This is a genomic window from Paraburkholderia steynii (assembly GCF_900100565.1).
GTDB lineage: Bacteria > Pseudomonadota > Gammaproteobacteria > Burkholderiales > Burkholderiaceae > Paraburkholderia > Paraburkholderia terrae.
This window is the reverse complement of sequence record NZ_FNDI01000063.1, coordinates 1-20474: the sequence shown is the minus strand read 5'-3', so window position 1 is coordinate 20474 and position 20474 is coordinate 1. Positions and strand designations below refer to the sequence as shown.

16 protein-coding genes and 2 pseudogenes are annotated in these 20474 nt (G+C 59.5%); 11 read left to right on the top strand and 7 right to left on the bottom strand.

Going from position 1 to position 20474, the window contains the following annotated elements; genetic code table 11:
* Positions 1–85, top strand: a pseudogene (locus BLT65_RS47760) (IS5/IS1182 family transposase); the annotation flags it as partial.
* Between the two features lie 402 nt (positions 86–487).
* Here BLT65_RS47760 and BLT65_RS45575 read toward each other — a convergent pair.
* On the bottom strand, positions 488–1993 hold the full coding sequence (locus BLT65_RS45575; protein WP_244187111.1) for a GGDEF domain-containing protein: 1506 nt from the start codon (positions 1991–1993) through the stop codon (positions 488–490).
* Between the two features lie 1221 nt (positions 1994–3214).
* On the opposite strand from BLT65_RS45575, the gene BLT65_RS45570 reads away from it, so the two are divergent.
* A complete protein-coding gene (locus tag BLT65_RS45570; protein WP_091790625.1) occupies positions 3215–3469 on the top strand; it encodes a type II toxin-antitoxin system ParD family antitoxin in 255 nt (84 codons plus the stop codon).
* Positions 3469–3771, top strand: coding sequence for a type II toxin-antitoxin system RelE/ParE family toxin (locus BLT65_RS45565; protein ID WP_091790624.1), 303 nt, complete (start codon positions 3469–3471; stop codon positions 3769–3771). Before BLT65_RS45570 ends, BLT65_RS45565 begins: the two co-directional genes overlap by 1 nt.
* Positions 3772–3942: 171 nt before the next feature.
* Here BLT65_RS45565 and BLT65_RS48870 read toward each other — a convergent pair whose 3' ends face one another.
* Entirely contained in the window at positions 3943–4401 is a 459-nt protein-coding gene (locus BLT65_RS48870) for an SET domain-containing protein-lysine N-methyltransferase (RefSeq protein ID WP_425273219.1), read from the bottom strand.
* A 191-nt stretch (positions 4402–4592) separates the two neighbouring features.
* Between BLT65_RS48870 and BLT65_RS45555 the strand changes: the two genes are divergently transcribed.
* Both BLT65_RS45555 and BLT65_RS45550 read left to right on the top strand, forming a co-directional pair.
* The gene (locus BLT65_RS45555) at positions 4593–5234 is read left to right on the top strand and encodes a winged helix-turn-helix domain-containing protein (protein ID WP_091790622.1); all 642 of its coding nucleotides are present in this window, start codon (positions 4593–4595) and stop codon (positions 5232–5234) included.
* A 144-nt stretch (positions 5235–5378) separates the two neighbouring features.
* Positions 5379–5987 carry a hypothetical protein gene (locus BLT65_RS45550; protein WP_143036726.1) on the top strand — a complete coding sequence of 203 codons (609 nt, stop codon included), beginning with the start codon at positions 5379–5381 and terminating at the stop codon, positions 5985–5987.
* A 214-nt stretch (positions 5988–6201) separates the two neighbouring features.
* On the opposite strand, the gene BLT65_RS45545 is transcribed toward BLT65_RS45550, so the two are convergent.
* The 3 genes from BLT65_RS45545 to BLT65_RS45535 form a co-directional block, all read right to left on the bottom strand.
* Entirely contained in the window at positions 6202–7977 is a 1776-nt protein-coding gene (locus BLT65_RS45545) for an alkaline phosphatase D family protein (protein ID WP_091790620.1), read from the bottom strand.
* 123 nt (positions 7978–8100) lie between these two features.
* Positions 8101–8433: an antibiotic biosynthesis monooxygenase gene (locus BLT65_RS45540; RefSeq protein ID WP_091790619.1), complete on the bottom strand. Its 333-nt coding sequence runs from the start codon at positions 8431–8433 to the stop codon at positions 8101–8103.
* A gap of 68 nt (positions 8434–8501) precedes the next feature.
* On the bottom strand, positions 8502–8783 hold the full coding sequence (locus BLT65_RS45535) for a DUF3303 domain-containing protein (RefSeq protein WP_091790618.1): 282 nt from the start codon (positions 8781–8783) through the stop codon (positions 8502–8504).
* 307 nt (positions 8784–9090) lie between these two features.
* Between BLT65_RS45535 and BLT65_RS45530 the strand changes: the two genes are divergently transcribed.
* Positions 9091–9396 (top strand): hypothetical protein, encoded by a 306-nt coding sequence (locus BLT65_RS45530; protein WP_233446736.1) that lies wholly within the window; start codon positions 9091–9093, stop codon positions 9394–9396.
* Positions 9397–9555: 159 nt separating this feature from the next.
* On the opposite strand, the gene BLT65_RS47575 is transcribed toward BLT65_RS45530, so the two are convergent.
* On the bottom strand, positions 9556–9708 hold the full coding sequence (locus tag BLT65_RS47575) for a hypothetical protein (RefSeq protein ID WP_167306673.1): 153 nt from the start codon (positions 9706–9708) through the stop codon (positions 9556–9558).
* Between the two features lie 336 nt (positions 9709–10044).
* On the opposite strand from BLT65_RS47575, the gene BLT65_RS45525 reads away from it, so the two are divergent.
* Positions 10045–12831 carry a hybrid sensor histidine kinase/response regulator gene (locus BLT65_RS45525; protein WP_167306672.1) on the top strand — a complete coding sequence of 929 codons (2787 nt, stop codon included), beginning with the start codon at positions 10045–10047 and terminating at the stop codon, positions 12829–12831.
* A 265-nt stretch (positions 12832–13096) separates the two neighbouring features.
* Positions 13097–13375: pseudogene (locus tag BLT65_RS48330) on the top strand (short-chain dehydrogenase/reductase); the annotation flags it as partial.
* A gap of 779 nt (positions 13376–14154) precedes the next feature.
* Here BLT65_RS48330 and BLT65_RS45505 read toward each other — a convergent pair.
* Positions 14155–14634: a hypothetical protein gene (locus BLT65_RS45505; protein WP_042305797.1), complete on the bottom strand. Its 480-nt coding sequence runs from the start codon at positions 14632–14634 to the stop codon at positions 14155–14157.
* A 901-nt stretch (positions 14635–15535) separates the two neighbouring features.
* Here BLT65_RS45505 and BLT65_RS45500 point away from each other — a divergent pair.
* The 3 genes from BLT65_RS45500 (at position 15536) to BLT65_RS45485 (ending at position 19767) form a co-directional block, all read left to right on the top strand.
* The gene (locus BLT65_RS45500; protein WP_244187109.1) at positions 15536–16795 is read left to right on the top strand and encodes a GNAT family N-acetyltransferase; all 1260 of its coding nucleotides are present in this window, start codon (positions 15536–15538) and stop codon (positions 16793–16795) included.
* 207 nt (positions 16796–17002) lie between these two features.
* Complete coding sequence (locus BLT65_RS45495; protein ID WP_244187107.1) at positions 17003–18037, top strand: GNAT family N-acetyltransferase; 1035 nt, start codon at positions 17003–17005, stop codon at positions 18035–18037.
* Positions 18038–18678: 641 nt separating this feature from the next.
* Complete coding sequence (locus BLT65_RS45485) at positions 18679–19767, top strand: glycosyltransferase family 4 protein (RefSeq protein WP_091790614.1); 1089 nt, start codon at positions 18679–18681, stop codon at positions 19765–19767.
* The last annotated feature ends 707 nt before the right edge of the window (positions 19768–20474 follow it).

Here is a 20474-nt window from a genome sequence, read left to right as displayed (position 1 = left end):
ACGCCTTGCATTTATCCACGAAGCCTTCATGAAAATCGCCTGCTGCATCATCTGCTGGCGAAAACTGCAGAACTCATTTTGTTAACGCTTGTAAGAAGATCCCGCTGTTGGAAGCCAGGGTTGTTTGTCCGCGGCTTCGCTCAGCCGCACAGGTCCCGCAGCAGAGTTACGGGATTTTGAGCGACAAACCTTATACCCAGTTGCGCCCCCGGAAAGTTTTTAAAGTTACTCGGTGTGCGCGAATTTCTGGCGTCAACAACGTTGCCGGAAGGTGTATAAGTCACTGTCCCGACCGGTTGCTGCCGGTCGTGTCTGGCGTGCCTGCGGCAAGCAGCACGCTGAGGCGCCAGCCTCGCGAGCAGCCTATGTCGATACGCTCATCGCGACAGATCACGCACTGACAGTCGTCACGGTGAGTGCATGCGATGCAGCGATACCAGGCCCACGCTCCCCGTTCGCGCGGCCGGACCGCTGCAGCGCCCTGAGATCAAGCGAGAATCGTGCCGAAAGTCTTGTTCCGCCCGGCCGCCTTCGCGCTGTACAGGGCTTCGTCGGCGGCCCTGATGACTGACGCCACAGTATCGGCGACCTGCCCCTGCCAGGTCGCGGCACCAATGCTCACTGTGACATGCCCCAAGGCGGCGGACGCGTGTTCAATACCCAGCCGCGCAATGGCCTTGCGGATCGCTTCGGCGACCGCCAGGGCGCCCGCTGCGTCGGTGTGGGGCAGCACAATCACGAATTCCTCACCGCCATAGCGAGCCGCGCTGTCGCCCGGCCGCCGGATGTTTTCGGAAATGCACCTGGCCACCGTGGCGAGCGTGTCGTCCCCCGCCTGGTGACCATAGGTGTCGTTGTAGAGCTTGAAGTGATCGATATCGACAAAGAGGATCGACAGCGACTCGCCCACGCGACTGGCCCGGCGCCATTCACGGTCGAGCAGCTCGTCGAGCGCGCGGCGGTTGTGCAGGCCGGTCAGGCTGTCGGTGCGCGAGAGCATCGTCAGCATCAGTTCGGCTTTCGCCCTGCGTGCCAGTGACGACGCAAGCAGCACGGACACGCCGACAAAGGTCAGGGCGAACGCTGCCATGAGCGTGCCGAGCCGGATTGCCCGCTCCCACCACGCGGCGTAGATGTCCGGTTCGGCCGGTGCAACCTCGACAATCAGGGGCAGGCCCGGCAGGTGCCGGAATTCATAGACGCGGCGGATGCCATCGATGGAGGCCCGGTCTGCAAACGAGCCCTCGGGCTGGGCGATCATTTTCGAGAACGGTCCGGTGCCCGTCAGGTCTCGCCCGATGACCTGCGGGTCGTAGGGCGCGCGCATGATCAGGTGCCCATCCGTATGGATCAGCGCCATCGTGCCGCGGGGCCCGAGCTTCAGCCCCGACTGCAGCCTGCGGAAGTATTCGAGCCGGAGGGTGCCGACCGCCACGCCCCGAAAGGAGCCGTCCGGATTGTTGATGCGCCGGCTCAGCACAATGATTGGGTCGCCCTTGCGGATCCGCGACACCAGCGGTGCGCTGATGTAGAGGCCCGCGGCCGGGTTGTCGCGATGCAGTGTAAAATAGCGCCGGTCGGCCAGATTCACGTGGGGCGGCACCTCGGAACGGGAATCGATCAGCACGTTTCCGGCGGCATCCAGGACCAGCATGGAGCCGAGATCCTTCGCGGTTGTGGCGCGGTCGAACAGTACCGCATCGCGTAGCCGCGCCGGCAGCGCCATTACCTCTGGCTGTCTGACGCCATCGACAACGGCCTGCAGCGATAGGTCAATGAGTTCGACGTTACGCAGGATGTCCCGCTCGATGACTAACAGCGTATTGCGTGACGCGTCGCGGGCATGCTCGAGCGCGTCCTGCCGTCCGTCATAGAGGAGCACAGCACACACGGTCAGCATGGCGAACGCAGTCGCCAGAGCGCCGCCAATCACCGCACGGGGTGAGCCAAGGCGCGCCAGCAGGCGGCCAGATGGGGAGCGGACCGGAATCACGCGCTTTGCCTTCTTGATGTTTTTGACGGATGTCGGGCCGTGCGCCGGCGACGTCCATGACCCGGCCCCGGGGGCAGCCCGTCTCGCTACCGCCCCGACCTGGCCGGTCCTTCAACGGCTGCGGGCCCGGTCGGCACTGTATCAAAAAACGTCGGCACGACCGATGACCAGGTTCCTGAATCTCGGGCCAGTTCAGGAAGCGCGACGGTCCATAAGGCGATCGACCGTAGCCGCCGGAGAGTGTCGCCGAATCGGTGCGCTGTCAAAACCACGAGCTCCCGGGCATTCCTGCCTCAATTCGCCGGTTTGAGCCACTGACAGCGACCGTCGGACCATGACGCTCCTACGAGTCCCCGCACCTGGTCACCCTGGATCGCGCTGTTCGTGGTTATCGTTCATGGAGCGTGTTCGCCTGGCCGCGCATGATACCCAGCACGGGACATGATCATCGATATTTGCCGGTCGCCGCGCACGCGCAATCTTTCGAGCTTGTGCTGGGCAACGAGAATCACTCAACGCCGGGTCCACGTCGCGCCTTGGAGCAGTTGATGAGCCGCAGATAGACCTCGGTTCGCCAGACGCTGCCGCGACTAGTCAACTAATGCCGGGCATTGGCTACCATCTACCATGGTCGTCCACTTTCGACTTATGGCGCGCGCGACGCGGCTTGTCCCGGCTCACGACGACCGGTCCACAAGGGCCGCATGCTCGCGCCGATCCTTTCGCAACCGCGCACGATCAATCGCTGCTGTCGCTCTTCCACCGCGTTGTCGCGATTGCGGCATGCGCCGAACGCAACGGGGCCAATAGCCCATGGTGTGGATTCCGGAGCCGTAACCAGCGGAAACGTGATGTTTCTGTCGGAGGCTGGAGGAGCCGGGCTTTCGAGGTTATCCCCATCGACCGAACGTTTGCACCTCCTTAATTCGACGGGGTTTTCTTCCTATCACATGACACTTCGATGAAAGTTATGCACAGAAAAAGTGGATGAGCTTGTGGATAACCCAGGCGGAAATGCCTGTAAGGGTTTGATTGCACGCGGATTTGCTGCAATGCGCTAGGAAACGACAAGGCAAACCCCGGACGCGATCGAGTCGAGCTTCGGCTCAAAACGAATGCAGGCTCGACGTGCCTTGCGTGGCAGCTAGAAACAGGTCGGGCCGGTTTGATAACTGTTAATAACTGCGCTAACATGGACGCATCCAGATTGGAGGCGCAAACATGATCAGTGCAGACCTTGGGAAACAGCTTGAGAGCTACGTTGCCGCGTTGGTTGAGACTGGCCGCTACGGCTCGAAAAGCGAAGTCCTGCGTGAAGGTGTTAGGCTCATTCAGGATCGCGAGGCGCAGCTTGCTGCGCTGGACGCCAGCCTCGAGCGCTCAATCGCGAATGCTGACGAGGGCCGTCGCAAACCGGCGCAGGAAGTGTTCGGTCGGCTCAAGGCCAAATATCGTGCAATGTCGGACGGGAATTGATGTTCGTCGATATCACGGATGACGCTGAGTTTGACCTCGAAGAAATCGGCGATTTTATCGCGCACAAGGGTAGCCCGAAGCGCGCCGAGATGTTTGTGGAAGAACTGGAACGAGCATGCATGACGCTGGCCGACACGCCGCTGCTTTTCCCGCTCATTCCGCGCTACGAGGAACGTGGGATCCGGCATCGGGTGCATGGTAACTACCAGATTTTCTATCGTGTCGTCGAGGCCGGCGACCGGATCGACGTGCTGCGGATTCTCAATAGCAGGCGGGATTATCTCTCGATCCTGTTCCCGTAGCCGGCTCGGGCATCGTTGCTTCAGGCGTCGCACGATTCACTCCGTCGGCACCATTATGCACCTGCCCTTGCCTATGATTTGACACAAATCAGATCAGCAGCGATTTTATCTGGATGCCTAATTAAATCGAAATGGAAATGATCCAGGATGGTCATCTCAAGCCGGTGATCACTATGTCGACTTGATGCCCATCGACGGCGAAGACGTAAGACTCTTGCTGGCTGCTTCAGCCTGCGCCCGGGGCTCCGCACGGCGAATAGTTAGCCGGCGGCACCCACCCTTTCGTTGACGGTCCGGCCGAACCACCGTCGAGCGGAGTGGGCAATCCCGGACCCGGATTGAGATCAAAAGCCAGCCAGCGGTCGCCTCGGTCAACATGGAGTGACGGCATAAGGCAGAGCCGCAGTGGCACGCATACTGTGTGCAGATGTCGTCGGTGATCTCGCCGTCAGCCACGAGGCTGTAGTCGATAAACAGTTCTTCGCCAGGATGGATGGCAGTGAGGGCATGAATGAACACACTACTGCCGGGTTCAGTGGCCTCGCAGTTCAGCACGCACTCGCGATTCATGGATCTGACTCTGTTGCCACCGCGGCTGCCATCGGTCAAGAATCCGATCCCGGATGCCACTCGACGAGATGCCCTTGTCCAGCGGTAGCAATTCCTTGAGCATGTTCGTCGCCTGCCGGTAGGGCAAATGAGCTGTCGACTTTGCCTGAAGATATTCCAGCTCCGGCGTGACGCGTCTGGGTGAAGCGACGCTTAAGGTGGCCTTAAGCTGGAGTTCCCGACAATGATGCGGTCCAGGGAGCGATAGTGCCATGCGTTTGTTGCTGATCGAAGATGATGAAATGATTGGCGAGCCTATCGTGGCTATGATGCATGAAGCGGGCTATGCGATCGACTGGGCGCGTAATGGACCCGAAGCCAAATCGTTGCTCGACCACGAAAGCTACGATCTGCTTCTGGTCGATGATGGCCTTCTGGAAACTGTCGGCATCGGGCTACGCCGCCGTGTGCGCAGTTGCAGCATGCCAGTGCTCGTTCTCACCGAGCGGGATGCAGGAGAGTGCCGCATGTCCGGGCTCGAGAAGGTCGATTATCTTGTCGAACCTTTCGGGATCGACGAACTCGCTGCGCAAGTGCGCGCATCATTGCGCCGCTACACCAGGCAGATTGGCCTTGTGTATGCGCACGGCGATCTGTCGTTGCGCCCGGCTACGCGGGAAGCGACGCTTAAAGGGGAGCCGCTTGTGCTCGCGCCGCAAGAGTTTGACTTGCTGCAGGCGCTGATCGAGGAACCGAAGCGCGTTCTGACGCGCTCGGAAGTCAGGGAGAGACTGGATGGCCCGAGCGAGGCGTGCGGCAGCGATAAGGTTGAAACGTATGTGCATGGCTTGCAAAGCAAGATCGGCGCGGAGCAGATCGTAACAGTGCGCGGCGCGGGGTACCGGCTCAGGTGACCCTGACGACTCGGGCTAGGGTCGCTCGGATATTGATGGCCATGTCTGCCTCGCAGGGTGGAGGACTGGCAGCGTCTAGTGGCCGCATGCGACGCACCGGAATATACCCGTTTGACGTATCATTCTTGCGACAGTCACGAACGCATGAAACCCATGGTCAAACGACATATCCTTGCGACCGGATTCGTCGGCGTTTGTCTTGCTCTCTCGGCCTGCTCGTCTGGCAAAAAGGAAGCAACAACCGAAAACTTTGCCCGGGCCGTATCCGCCGCGCTTGAGCGCAGCGACGCCCAGTGCTACCGCATTGACGACCTGCCAGTAGAGTACCCGGTTGCGAAGATAGAAGCACTGCAAGGGGTTTCCGGTGGACCGGACGGCCTCGAGGCTCTCTCGCGCGCGGGCGTACTCGTCGAAACGGATACAACGGTGAAGGTAGGCAGTGTTCGAGTGCCCGGAAAGCGCTTCGAAAAAACTGACGCTGGCAAGAAGTTTATCGACGACAAAGGTTGCCTTTGCTACGGTCGGCTGGCGCTCGACAAGATTGTCGGGTGGACAACCCCCAGGTCGACTGCGGGCGTGACCGAGACGATTGTGACTTACCAGTATCGCCTTGAAGAACAGCCCGAATGGGTCAGGCAGCCGGCAGTCCAGAAGGCGTATCCCGACATGGGCAAGCTTATCACTGGAGCGGGGCGTGCGCCCCTGCGGATGCCGCTTGTCCAGACGGAGGACGGGTGGGTCAGCGAACAATAAGCCTGTTTTCGCAACGAATTTGCCGCACGTCTTGCGGGTAATCGCAGTTTGAATAGTATGTTGCCAAGCAGTGCAGACTGCAGGTTAGGGGACCAGTGCCCGCCCCATCGATTGCAGTGGACTGCAGTTGCGCTCGCAACAATAGATACTGCCGATAAACTCTTCGTCATGTGCTGCTGCGCCGCACAGTGTCAGCCTGCCGATCGTCCGCAAACTATCCGATCCGCACGTCAGCAGTATCCTTTAACACGGTCAATCGGGTACGCTGAAGCAGTGGATCCGCCGGTGCCATCCCGTGACTGTCGACCCGCTTCACTTTATTGAATACAACCACAAAGCGCTCCGGTGTCAGCGTCGCCGATGCATATCCCTGGGCGTCGTGATCGACATATCGAAGGTCCGGGTTGTTGGCTTTAAGAAGGTCGTCCAGCGCTGCTGGCGTGGCAACCAGCGGCGCGAGTGGTGTCCCTTTCCACGCCGCCTTGATATACGTATAGAAAGACGTGCTGCTGATCCCCGCGCAAACAAAGTCGACTAGCACGGGCTCGCCCTTCAAAAGATCCGGTTCATTCCGCACGACGCCGCATTGAAACGCGTGCAGATCGCCCGTGATCGCAACGACATTGCGAATCGACTCCTGTCTCAGCCAGTCGAGCAACTCACGTTTGTGTGCCGGATAGCCGTCCCACGAATCGCAGTTGACTACCAGGTTCTTGTTCTGGCCGCTGCCGCCCGAAGGCAGGTTCACCCATAGCCGGTTCAGCATGACTTCATTGCCCCATACCTTCCAGGTCGCCGGGGATGCCTTGAGCGTGTCTTTCCACCATTGTGTCTGGACAGGGCCAAGCATCGAAGGCGGGCGGCCGAACTGGGCGGTGTCGAGTGTCTCGAAGCGTTGCAGGACACCTCGTTCGACGAAGTACCGCGAACCCGCCGCGTCATCGCCATGAATCGGGTCGTTGCCGCGGGCCTGTGCTATCGCGGCTGCGCTGACCACATGGCCGTCGCGATAAAGCCGTTCATCTGTCATGACCAGATGCATCAGCGAACCAAAGTGGAAGTCGCGGTAAATGCGGATATTGTCGTATGTGCTGTTTTCGCCCGCGAATCTGACGTCGCTCCAATCGACGGGCATGTATTCCGCCCATGCCTGGGTGGCATTGCGCCGACGCTGCGTTTCGCGCTTCTCTTCGTTCGTGTAGACCTGGTGATCCTGCCAGCAATCGTCTGAGAATTCATGGTCGTCCCAGATTGCGATCATCGGAAACCGGTGATGCACCGCCTGCAGTCGCGGGTCGGTCCGATAGGTTCGATAGAGCGTGCGGTAGTCATCGAGCGAGTCGGCGTAGATGCCTCCTCCCGGCATCGGCTGCCCGTCAGGCAGCTTTAGCGGCGGGTGCGCCCGTTCCACCGGATCGGCAGTACGCAAGCCAACTGCCTCATAAATGTAGTCGCCAACATGCACGACGAAATCGAGATCGGTCTCGTCGGCCATTAGCGTCATCGCCTGCCAATGATTGACGCTCCAGTCCTGACAGGTGAGCCAGGCAAAGCGCACCCGGGTGTTGGCATCGGTGGGACCCGGCGCGGTACGGGACACACCGGTGGGGCTGATATCGCTGCCAGCCACGAATCGGTAGTAGTACGCGGTCTTCGGATGCAAACCTGTGACCTTCGCGCGGACCGTAAAGTCGTGAGTGCGCAACGCACGCAACGGCACAGTGGCGACAGGCCGCGCGAAGTCCGGCTGGGTCGATACTTCAAGCCGCAACGACACAGCCTTTCCATCACCTTGCGCGGGGACGCAGCGAGTCCAGAACACGATCGACTCGTCCCGGGGATCGCCACTTGCAACGCCTTGCGCAAACACATAGTGGCCCTTGTCCGTCAACGCTCCCATGTCCGGCGTGGCCCGGCACGCCGGGATCGTACCGGTTGCCGCGGCAATCGTGAAGAACGTGGATGACTGCAGAAAATGACGGCGATCCATCGCGACCTCCAGCGTCGATCCGGGAGCCTATACTCACGGCGCGGTATTGGACATTTATCGCATTGTCGTCACGGGTGGCAGGCATCCGTGCAGGCTCGCTCTGCCACCGTGGGGAGCAGCCGTCTAGCGCTCTGGACGAAGAGGCTCGGTGAGCAGAGGCGATGGCTCCCAGATTTCGACGCTCATGTTCGAGACATGGCGGCGGGACTCGACCTCCAATGCCACGAGTTCTTCATGTTCCCGCGCGGCTTCCCAATCGGCAAGACGCCGCCATACGCTCGTCGCCCGCACCTGAGGCGATCCCAGCAGATTTCGCCTGGCATTGATCTCGACGAGGCCGGGGGCCCGCAGCAAGGCGGCGACCACTTTCTTCATCAGCTCAGCATAGGCCTGCGGGTCAACGCCCGGCAGAAGATCATATTTCTGTACGACTTCTATCGTCACGAGTACACCCATTATTTGTTACACGTTCCGAAGCACCGCACTCGGGCATCGCATGAGTTATATCGAGTCCGGTCTGCGCACTACCTGGCGACAGCCTGGAAAACGGCGTTCAGATCGTCGTCCTCGACGACGGGCGTGATGTCCAGCTTCATCAGGTCGCTCCACATGTAGGCGAACTCAGTTACCTTCCTCAGGTCTTCGGCTTCGAGCAGATCAAAACCGCGGCTCAGGTCCGCCCGGGTCCATCTCCCGAGCAACGTGACGCCCGTCGGCGGAAGACCGCCTGTCTTCCGGAACCGCTCGATGGCTTCGTCGCGAATGCGGGCGTCGGATGCCCAGGTGAACGTCAGCATGAACTTCATGATTACCTCCTCGGTACATGTGTGGCGAGTTGCGCTTTCTTATACGGAGGACGGTAGCCAGTGGATGCAGCGCGTCGGGCCAACTGCCGGAAGAGATTGTTCATCGTCAGGGTAGGTAATTTGTGTCCCTTGCAACCGCAGCTGCATGTACCCGCTGGGGCAATGGGGGCGCGCCGGGCTCTGGCATAGGCATTGCTCGGCGGCTTGCATCGAATCTTCAGGCGCGCGGAGGTTTGGTGCCCACATGGAGAGACGTATTCCCGTCTGACTCAGCCCCTGACGGTGCTCGCTTGACACAGAGAGGACGATGATGGCGCTAACCCGTAACGAGTTTGAAGAAAAGATCGGGAAGGTTCTGCACGACCATGGCGCCGGCGTGACAGCGGACCTGACTGACAACCTGGTCGCTTACTGGAACGGTCATGCCGTCTCCTACATCCTTGTTAGTGAAACGCCGTGTGGCTTACGCTATGAGGAGTTCGTCATGGACGACGACCAATGGACAACCTGGCGATCGTGGCTCGAGGCATGGACGGATGCACCAACTTTCAGCGTACGTCCCGAAGTGCGCAACTGGCTGTCGGAGGAGCCTCCTGCTGACGCGGACAACTGACCTGTGACACAGGGTTCCGGACCTCCCGCAGTCGCCCGGCTTCCGCATCTCGCTGACCCTGGCAAACGCGCGTTCGTCGCGGCCGACTGCAGCGTCTGAAAACACATCGGGCCGGTGCTTCCACTATTGTGAATGGAAGGACGCGTGCGTGTTCGTGCCTCAGACGTTGTCTTCCACCAGTACCGCGACCGTCCCTGAATTGATCTTCAAACGCGTGGGTTTGGCGAACGGCGACTGTGGCGCGGTGCCGTCTGGGTTGATCAACTTGACCTTGTTGAAGACAGTGACGAACTGCGCCGGCGTGACCTTCACCGACGCAGCCGATGCCGTCGCGGTCCGCGTAAAGCGTGTCGGGGTTGTTGCCTGACGAACGTATCGTGTTCGAAGAACGGCTGGCTGCTCATTCCCGCCGACATCAGATCGGTCATGACGGGCGTGCCCGTCGCGCACGATGAAGGCGTGAATCTGTACGCCACGCGATACGACCCCGAGACGCCCGCCACACAACGCTGTGGCATTGTGTTTGCTTCGACATAAAATTTCGGAATAGAGTTACTCGGACCCAGATAGGCAGTTTCCGCCTCTGCAGGTGCGACACTCAGTGAGCAGTCGCCGGTGGGGTCGAACCGAACCCGGAGGATGACCACCATGAGTCTGGTCGACGAAGTGCGTCAACGTTTTGGCGTGTTACCGAATTTCTTTCGTTTAACGCCAGAGAATCCGGACATCACCGCAAAACTATGGGGATTCGCGTGTTTCGGCTATCTCGACAATCCGCTGCCATCACTCTTCAAGGAACGGCTGTTCGTCTGGTTGTCCCGATTCTGCGAAGTGCGCTACTGCATCGTCCGACACGTCGGCTTTCTGGTCGGATTGGGGCGCGTGGCCGGCGACGCCTGTTGCATTCCTCAGTCTGTAGAGGAGATCCTTCGCCTCGTGCGAAGGCCGGTGCCGCTCGCCGGGTCACTGCAGACCTGCATCGAACGATGCTCCTCGTTAAAGGAGCCACTTTCGGTGATGCCACAGCCGGATTCGGAGCTCGAATGGGCGATGTTTGCTTGCGCGACCCATATGTTCTTGCGTACTTCGGCCGAGTCGGCATGCTCAGATGCGTTACGCCGTGCGCTCGGGCCGGCACAAACGGAAAATTTCCTGCTCCTCCTCGCATTCATACGCACTGCGCATTTCTGGACGGAGCTTCATCCGGAACTCAAGTTCGAGGAAGACATTCAACATCTTCTAGTAACGCACCGCGAACTGGGCCAGTGCCTGCTTGACGATCCCGCATCCGAATTGGGCAATACTAGCCAGAGCCTTCTTGCCGAGCTTGATTCCCTACGTAAGGAAAAGCTGGAAATTGAGCGCGAAAGTCGGCGACGGCTTGAGAACGACCTTGCGGAAAGCCGTCTCCTGCATGAGCTCAGCAACGAACTCATCGGGGAGCAGCAAGTCGACGTGCTTTACGACAAGATCATCGATGCTGCTGCGCGTCTCATGCATTCGCCATGCGCCACCATGCACATCTTGCGAGGACGTGTCGATGGTAGCAAGGCACTCGAGTTGCTTGGTTATCGTGGATTTGCAAAGGATGCTGCGAAGCAATGGGAGCAGGTCGATCTCGAGTCGGCAACAATGTGCGGATCAGCTCTATCTAACGGGCATCGCATTGTTGTACCCGACACCGAACAATGCAGCACCATGGCAGGCAGTGACGAACTCGCTGTGTGTCGCAAGCTGGGCATTCGTGCGGCCCAGACGACGCCGCTGTACTCCCGGGCTGGTGCGATGGTCGGGACCATTTCAACTTACTGGTACGACGCTCGCGAGCCTTCAGAGCATGAGTTTCACGCGTTCGATATCCTTGCGCGGCAAGCGGCTGACCTGATCGAACGGGCGCAGGCAAACGAGGCGCTGCGCGCGAGCGAAAAGCGCCTGATGACGATCATCGAACAACTGCCGGCTGGTGTCGGGGTGATGGATGCGACGGGTGTCTGGACACTGAACAACACCTTGATGAAACAATATATGCCCACATCCATTCCATCGAGGCGGCCGGATCGCGACTCGCATTGGCGTGTGTGGGACAAGGATGGGAACCTGAGTGCGCCAGAGAGCTGGCCGTGTATACGGGCATTGGGCGGCGAGACGGTGATGCCTGGGATGGAAATGCTTTATACGGATGATGAAGGGCGCGAATACTGGATGCGCGTTAGTGCAGCTCCACTGCAAAACGATTCGGGCGACATCATAGGAGCTTGCTGTATCGTGCAGGACACTACGCAACTCAAGCGGGCGGAGCACGCGCTCAGGGAAGCTGATCGGCGTAAGGATGAGTTTATTGCGACGCTCGCGCACGAGTTGCGCAATCCGATGGCCCCAATCCGCAACGGCCTGCAAATCCTCCGTCTTTCCGGAGCAGACAATAAAGCCGCGGAACAGATCCATGGGATGCTCGAGCGACAGGTTAATCAGATGGTCCGGCTGATTGACGACCTGCTGGAGGTCTCACGCATTGCGAGTGGCAAAATCGAACTGCGCAGGGAGCCAGTGGATCTTGCAACCGTGCTCCACAGCGCCGTGGAGACGAGCCGTGCGCTCATCGATGCAGCTGGCCACCAGCTGACCATCAGCTTGCCTCACGAATCGTTGGTACTTCACGCTGACCCCGTCCGAATCGCACAGGTGATCGCGAATCTGCTCAATAACGCCGCGAAGTACACGGACCCGGGAGGGCAGATTTTGCTGACCGCTCGCCGCGACCGCGCGGAAGCAATTGTGACGGTACGAGACAACGGCATGGGCATCCCGCAAGCGATGCTGGGGCGGATATTTGACCTCTTCACCCAGGCGGAGCGCAGCTACAACCGAGCCCAAGGTGGGCTCGGTGTCGGCCTGACGCTCGTGCGCACGCTCGTGGAAATGCACGGTGGCAGCGTTGAGGCGCGGAGCGAAGGCGTGGGTAAAGGCAGCGAGTTTCAGGTGCGGCTGCCCGTATCGATTCAGAACCGCCAGCCACGTGAACTCGACCAGCAGCCACGACCGTCAGATGCGTTGTGCGGTCACCGCATTCTCGTTGTTGACGATAATCACGATGCAGCCGACAGTCTTGGCATGCTGCTCAAGTTGTACGGCGCTGACGTTTGCGTCGTACGCGATGGTCCGGCGGCGCTAGCAGCACTCGACACATATCGGGCCGACGTAGTGTTGCTGGACATCGGCATGCCTGGAATGGACGGCTACGAAGTCGCGCGCCGCGTCCGCGAAAAGCCCGACTTTCACGACGTTACCTTGATCGCACTAACCGGCTGGGGGCAAGAGGAGGATCGGCGCCAATCGAAGGATGCCGGTATCGATCATCATCTTGTCAAGCCAGTGAATGTGAGTGCCTTGGAGCGGCTACTAGCTGATACACGGAAACGGGGGGGCTCGCGATGACTCGTTTGTCGGAGTGAGGTGGTCAATGATGGGGCCATCAGCAGCATCCATACCACAATCGGCTCTAACCCGGTCATCGGCGGTCCTATGAACGCCTGTCCGCCTATAACCGCCCGATACGCGTCCCTGCACGGTTACGCGGATGACGTACTGGACATCGTCGAAGGACTGGCGACCAGGTCGGTTATTTTTGTAGGTCACTCGGTGAGTGCGACGATTGGCATGCTCACGGCGATCAAGGCGCCTGAGCGCTTCGTGGCGAATGGTCGAGCCGTTCCACGTGCGTGTTCGACTGGTGCTGCCGGGGCACGCCCCCGACACCAGGTTTGGCGAGAACACGCGGGCCCGCATACACGGCTTCGACCACGCGGCCTACGCCGATCTTGCCAGCAAAGTTGTCGCGGGGCTGCAGGATACTTCTTCGTCAATCACCCGGGCACAGGACGTCGCCGAGTCCGTGTGGCGCGCGGCGACGGATCCGTCATACCCAATGCGCAACCCGGCAGGCGCTGATGCCGAAGCATGGGCGGCTGGGGTTCGCTGATCGAGCGGCACGGAATGAGCATGGCTTGCAGACACGCGAGCGCATTACGATAACGCGATTGCTATGCACGACTAACCCGTCGCTCTCGTAACCGGGGCGAATTAAGGAATCGATCTTCAGATTGCAGCTAGGCTGGACGCAGACGGGCCGCCGCGCGGGGCTATGGAACAGCCTGTCGTTCTGGCGCTGGACGGGATTGACGTCGGTCGTTGCAGCGTGGCCGCCTGGTTCCAGGCTGTGACGTACACGTCCTGAAGCGTGTCCTCGGCTTCGGACCGGTCACGCAGTATCTTGATGCGCTCGGCGCACAGACCACGCTCGCGGTGTCCCTCGAACCGCAAGGGGGATCGCCAACCGGGCAACCCACCGGACCCGTACTCACGGCCGGGCGCGTCGAGGGAATCTGAACGCTTGAACGCGGTTGAGATAGACACGACTACTGCGCTTCGTTGTCCAGAAGCACTGGGCCAGCCGGTTGCACAATGATTTCCGGATTGACCGGCTTCGTTGCCCGAACTACCCGTTCCGGCGCAGTACGGCGTCCGCAGGATTGAACTCTAGCCATTTTCAACTTCTGAACGTGAGAATTGCTCTTCGGCGGTGGCCATTCACGCGAGGGTGTGATCACGTCAAGAGGGCGTACGGACTTGGGATATGCGGACGTGCGCTTCGGGAGAAGAAGAAAAGGGCGAGAACGGGGTCTCGCCCACGGAGCGGATCACGGTTCACTTTGTGTTGCGTGTTGACCTGCTCCAGACCACTACAGGCAAACGCCGGGTTTACTGCTTTTTCGCGGCGTCAACCTTGGCGTCGGCGGCCTTTTTGTTTGCATCGCCTTGTGCCTCGACCTTCTCTTTGTCGGCTTTCGCCTGAGCCACGTTTGCATCCTGGGCAGCTTCATGTTTCTTCTTGTCTGCTTTGGCCTGCGCAGCGTGCTTTTTCTTGTCGGCCCGGGCCTGCGCCTTCATGGCGTCCCCGCGTGCGTCAGATGCTTCTTTCGGCGTTGTTGCCTTTTCCATCTTCGCGGCCTTCTTGTCAGCGTCGGCCTGAGCCGAAGCCTTGTCCTCATTCGCTGACGCCTGAGCCTTGTCGGCGTCGCTCTGAGCTTCAGCCTTCTTTTTATTGGCCGTAGCCTGTGCTTCACTCTTCTCGCTATTTGCCTTCATCTGTGCCTTGCCAGCGTCCGAGGGCGCAGTGGTCTGTGCGAGTGCCGTGGTAACGAGCAGTACGGATGCGAGTGCTGCGACGATCTTCTTCATGGTTTCCTCCCTTGGAAGTGCACTGCACTGGACAGTGCTGGCTGTGTAAACGTTCATCGACTCGCCAACGTTGACCCTTATGTCGTGACAAACGGTAAGCAGGCGAGACGAAATGCAACGCCAACGAACTCAACCAAAGTCAGCCAGGCATCGCCGTTGTATAACCGAGCGACCATGATGGCCGAGGCGCGGTAACGCCCCGATACCCTTGGGTTCGTCAGCGTCGCCGAGATCGAGTTCGAGATCGTGGGTAGCGACACGATCGGTTGTCGAACCAATCGCTGCTAGAAGTCTTGGCCGCATCCGTGCGGGAAGTCCCACTAACCAGCTCGAGGGCGACGGCATTGCACGCGCGTTCGATGACGCCGCCCGTTGCCGTGAAAGCGCTCTTGAAGCACATGGGCTAGGGGCGGCCCCGATGGCATCTCCGCGAATCCGTCGACGGTGTCCGGATTCCCGGATATCCGCCTTCGAAGATAGTCGGCCCCATGCAAATCTTGCAATGAATTCTGCTGGATCGTCATGGACCCCTGCACGCAGAAGCACTGCAAAACTGGGATAGGGCCCGTCTTGCATGTCTGCTAGCGGCGTCGGAAGACCGTCGCACCAGTTTCGGAAGTATTCGGAAGTAGATAGCGCTTTTCCGTTGCACGAGTAAAGCCGCGGGATGCGCATTCAACCCCTGCGAGCTTCGTAACGTCGCCTTTGGCCTCTCAACCGTCCGAAGAATCGGGGCTATTCCCGAGGGACTCGCGCGACCCCGACTGTTAGGATTGAAAGCATCGGTCGGACTGCCTTGCCTGCGCGCGCGCACCCGGTTTTGAGCCATATGCGCGGTTCATTTGCAGCGGGGAAAAAAATCGTGGGCGCTCATCTGGGCTTTATATAGTGGCACGAGTCAATGGCAGCCCGGAAAAGCCAGATCGCCAGGGGGCGCCGTAAGATGGGTTTTCAGGCCTCAGCCGATTTATCCGCAGCGCACGGCGTGACGCTGTGGCGATACGCCGTTCACATCGTCGAGACACCCGAGTCTTTCGAAACTCTCCGCCTTCAATGGCAAGCATTGCAAGCCGCGTCCGAAGACCACACTCCATGCCTCACCTATCAGTACTGCGAACTTGCAGCGAAACGTGCGATCGCCACGGGCGCAGTCGTTGCTGTCGTCATGATCTACGACCACGATACCTTGCTGGCGCTATGGCCGCTTGCGATTAACCGGAAAGGTATTCTGCGCGTCGCGACAGTATTGACCTGCGGCAATCACGAAGAGTACGGCGGGCCGCTTATCAAAGAACGGGCGACGGCATCCGTCGTTGCAGAAAGCATTCGCGCCGTCATGCAGGTTCCGGCGGACGTTCTGGAGATTCCGTTCGTCGAGGATGGCAGTCTGTTGCAGCAGGCGCTTCGGGCGGCGCCGCAGTCGTGGGTGCAAAAGCTGTTGCCGGAGCGATTGAACGTGCTGCCTGGATATTCGGTAGGCTTGCGCGCATTCGCACGATGGGAAGACTTTCTGGGCACCTTGTCACAATCGCTTCGAAGGAACCTGCGACGTTATGGGAAGGGACTCAGTGCTATGGGCAGCGCCGAATTTGGATGGTGCACGACTCTCGACGATGCCGTCGCAGTCGTGGACTGGCTGTTTGCGAACAAGCGGCAATGGGCGCTTAATCGCGGTCTGAATACGAAGTACCTGATGGAAGACGAAGTCCGGGACTTCTTCGTTGCGCTTGCTAGCCAGACAGACCTGTCAACGGTGCCACTGGTTACCTTCGTGAAGATGGATGGTGTGCCGATTTGCGCTTCGATCAACCTTGTCGGGCCACGCGTCCTCGAGTATTGGATTTTCACGTATGACGAAACATACAACCGCTACTCCGTAGGCAATCTGCTGACCGAATTCGTTGCCAGGTGGGCCCACGCCAACGGTCGAGACTTTGATATGCGGCCTTTGTACAACGAATACAAGACTCACTGGGTGAATCGCGAAACACGTCACAGGACGCCGGTTGTGGTGCTCACCTCTCGTGGTCGGCTCAGGGAATTCTCATTGTTGTTCTTCCAGATATCGCGGGTGCGACGTCGACTGGTCAGGTCAGTCATGTCTGCCCTGCGGTCGCGCATGCACTTCTTGCACGGCGCTCTGCGCGAACGGGTCCGGTGAAGGCACGCCGGCACCCCTAGCCGAATAGAGCGCAGATCGCTGTCGAGGCCGCACAAAAGCGTTGTGCACGGACCGTGGCGCGACCCGGAGTGCTTTTGCTCCGCATCTCATGGGCGCCTAAACCGGTTATATGCGGCGGATGCAGACGAAACAGTTTGGGCGCGGAATTTGCGCACTCGTTTCGGCTATGCACGCAGGGACATGGTTATGGCAATCGGACATTTCTCACAGCTGTATTCAGAGCGCTCCACAGACTGTCCACCTGCGCGGACACCTGAAACGCTTTCTTCGTCGAGGCAGGCGGCAACCCCAGCCTATTCCATTTTCCACGAGCGCTGGTGGCTCGACATTGCGACGGGCGGCGACTGGGGAATGGCGACCGTCATGCACGGCAACCAGTTGCTGGGTGAAATGCCTTACTATCTCGCCCGCAAGGGCGTGTGGCGCGTCTCGCGTCTGCCGCCGCTGACGCGAACGCTGGGCCCTGTCATCAAGCCGATTGGGGCCGATCCCGTGCGTGAATTCCGGCATCGCATGCACGTCACAACGCGCCTGATTGAACAGTTGCCGCGTTTCGACAGTTTTTTCCAGGTCTTCGACCACCGCGTGAAAGATGCGCTTGCTTTTGCGCTGCGCGGCTTCACCGTTTCAGCACGGTACACGTTTCATATCGGTCCGGATTGCACGGCGCCTGAGGTGTGGGTGCGCATGAGCAGCAAGACACGCAACGTCGTCCGGAATGCAGCGACGACCTTGACTGTGCGTCCAGTCGAAGCACCGAGGGAGTTTCTTCGATTCTACGAAGCGAATCTCGCGTCGCGGTCGCGAACCAACGCGTATGGCACCGTCGTCATGCGCGAACTCGTGAATGCATTTGTTGACAGGAGAGCGGGGCATCTTCTGGGCGCATATGATCGAGGGGGCAGGCTAGCCGGCGTCATCGGCCTCGTCTGGGATTGCGACAGCATGTACTATCTTCTCTCTTCGCGCGCGCAGGGGTCTCCTGGCGGAGCGATCAGCCTTTTGATATGGTCCGCGATCCAGGAGGCTATCCGCCGCAAGCTGACATTTGATTTTGACGGATTCTCAGGCGCCGCTACGTATGACTTTTTAAGCGGCTTCGGCGGGACTTTGACACAACGTCTCGGAGTGGAACGCCTAAGCACAATGTACGCGGTGGCGCGAACACTCAAGCGCGGCGTCTCCCATAAGTCGCACGAGGCATTCACGCCCAATCTCTGACACGCAGCATGTCGCTCGGGTCGATAACGTGCCCAGGTAAGCGACGCTTCGGCGAGGCATTTATCGTGACAGGGTTCTGTGCTATGGGCGATCTATTGCGAACACTTTTCAAGTTGCGATCGTGCGGGATAACGTCCTGCGCTCCAAGCGGCCAGCCATTGCTGCTTCGTCGAACGCGCCGCTCGGCCCGAAACCGGGGTTGCAGCCTTTCACCAGCACGTCTCAAGCCGACGTGGCTGCCGGCGCAAAAAGCACCGTAGCCCGTGATGTGCACCGACGCTTCCGCGGCGGGCACACGAGCGACTGTTTCGCGAAGGCCATGGCAACGCAGCGAGTTGGACGGCGGGTACGGGCCAACGAAAACTGCGAGTACCGTTGTAACAATCATCCAGCCCCCCGAGCCAAGGCCAAAGCCCTGCAACGGATGCGGTTTGGAAAGAGGGGCGAGCAGTGGCGCACCGATAGCCGCGCCGAGCGCGCTCATGAAACATTTACGGTTTGGGAACGCCGCATGCTGGATTCGAGCACGTTCGCCAAGGCACTGGCGTCGCGGACGTACGCAGGGTTATGAGAGAAAACAGCGTTAGGTTTGCCTTGTGGCCCGCGTGCTCGCCGATATCGGTTTGCAACGGAGTCGCCCAATGCGTATCGCACAGATCGCGCCTTTAGACGAGGCAGTACCGCCTGCGCTTTATGGAGGAACAGAAAGAGTAGTTTCGTATCTGACGGAAGCCCTGATCGACCTCGGCCATGATGTCACGTTGTTCGCGAGTGGCGACTCGCGCACCCGGGCACACCTCGAGGTAGCTTGGCCGCAGTCGCTACGTTCCGATCCGTCAGTTTGCGATCCGCTTGCGCCGCACCTCGTGATGCTTGAACAGGTTCGTCGCAAAGCTCCCGACTTTGACATACTGCATTTCCATCTCAGCTACTTGCCGTTCCCGGTCTTCTCGCAGCTTGGTACACCCTTCCTGACCACATTGCACGGCCGTCTCGATTTGCCGGAACTGCGGCCAGTGTTCGATGTATTTTCCGAGGCACCGGTAGTGTCAATCTCCGGGTCGCAGCGGGCGCCGCTTCCCGGCGCAAACTGGCTTGATACGATCCCCCACGGGGTGCCAGCGTCGCTGCTGACGCCGCTGCCGCACGTGCAGCCAACGTATCTGGCCTTCTTGGGCCGGATCAGTCCGGAAAAGCGCGCTGATCTGGCTATCGAAATTGCTGCCCGGGCCGGTATGCTTCTCAAGATTGCCGCGAAAGTGGACAAGGCTGACGAAGCCTATTTCCGCAGCGTGATCGAGCCGCTGCTGGCGCAGCCTCACGTCGACTTCCTCGGCGAGATAAATGAGGCCGAGAAACCCGCGTTCCTGTCGGGCGCCCGTGCGCTGTTGTTTCCCATTGACTGGCCCGAACCCTTCGGTCTGGCGATGATCGAGGCGATGGCGTGTGGCACGCCCGTTATCGCGTTCAATCGCGGTTCGACAGCGGAAGTGGTTGAGCACGGCGTGACCGGATACATTGTGGGCGATGTAGCCGAAGCAGTGCGCGCAGTGGCGCAACTCGATGGTCTTTCGCGTAGCAGAGTGCGGGATCAGTTCGAAATTCGCTTCACCTCCAGGACGATGGCGCTGCGATACCTCGATGTCTACACGGGCTTGACCGTGGCCCGTCACCCGCCGTTGCTTCGGGCCGTCGCGGGAGTCGGACACGACGGTGTCTTGGAGCCATGAACCTTTTTGTTATTATGTACAGCGATTAGGTTACCTATGAATGTTGACTCGATAGGCGGTGCAGCTTCTCGCGGGCGCGCTATCAGCGACGTCTACTCAATGGTGTCCGACGTGCCCTGGCGTGCCGGTCTAAGCGACATGCCGAATCAACGTCACTCTCTCCGCCGACGAGCCTAAGGGACTGCTGGCTGTGCGCGAGGAGCACGCTGCGCTTCAGCGACAATTCGGCGATCTGGGTAGCACACAGTCGCGTCGACAGAAGGAACCTCACGTGATTCACAACCGGTTCAACGAAACGCATTCGGTATGCCACGTGATCGACTACGCAGTACTTGATTCGCTAGTCAGTGAGTTTTAGAGACCTTTGGATGTTTGCGACTACGCTGTCCCATTGCTGTTTTTCCGATTCGGGATAGCGCATCAAGAGTGTTACTCCGACGTCTGATCCAAGCAATTTATAACGATAGACTACGTCTCCATTCCCCAAACTCTGAAGACATGAAACGATAATCCGTCCCGGTTTCACCACGTGATAAGGGGGCGGTGATTTGGCGCACGAAACTATCCAGGCGTCGTATAGACTTTGTGTTGACTCGGCAGTTATTGAATCGCTCTTCAATATCTGTATGAACGCATTGCCGTGAACAGAGCGTGCCTCAAATCCATCGTGACCACTAGACGGTGTTAGGAACCTCCGGTCAAACCTG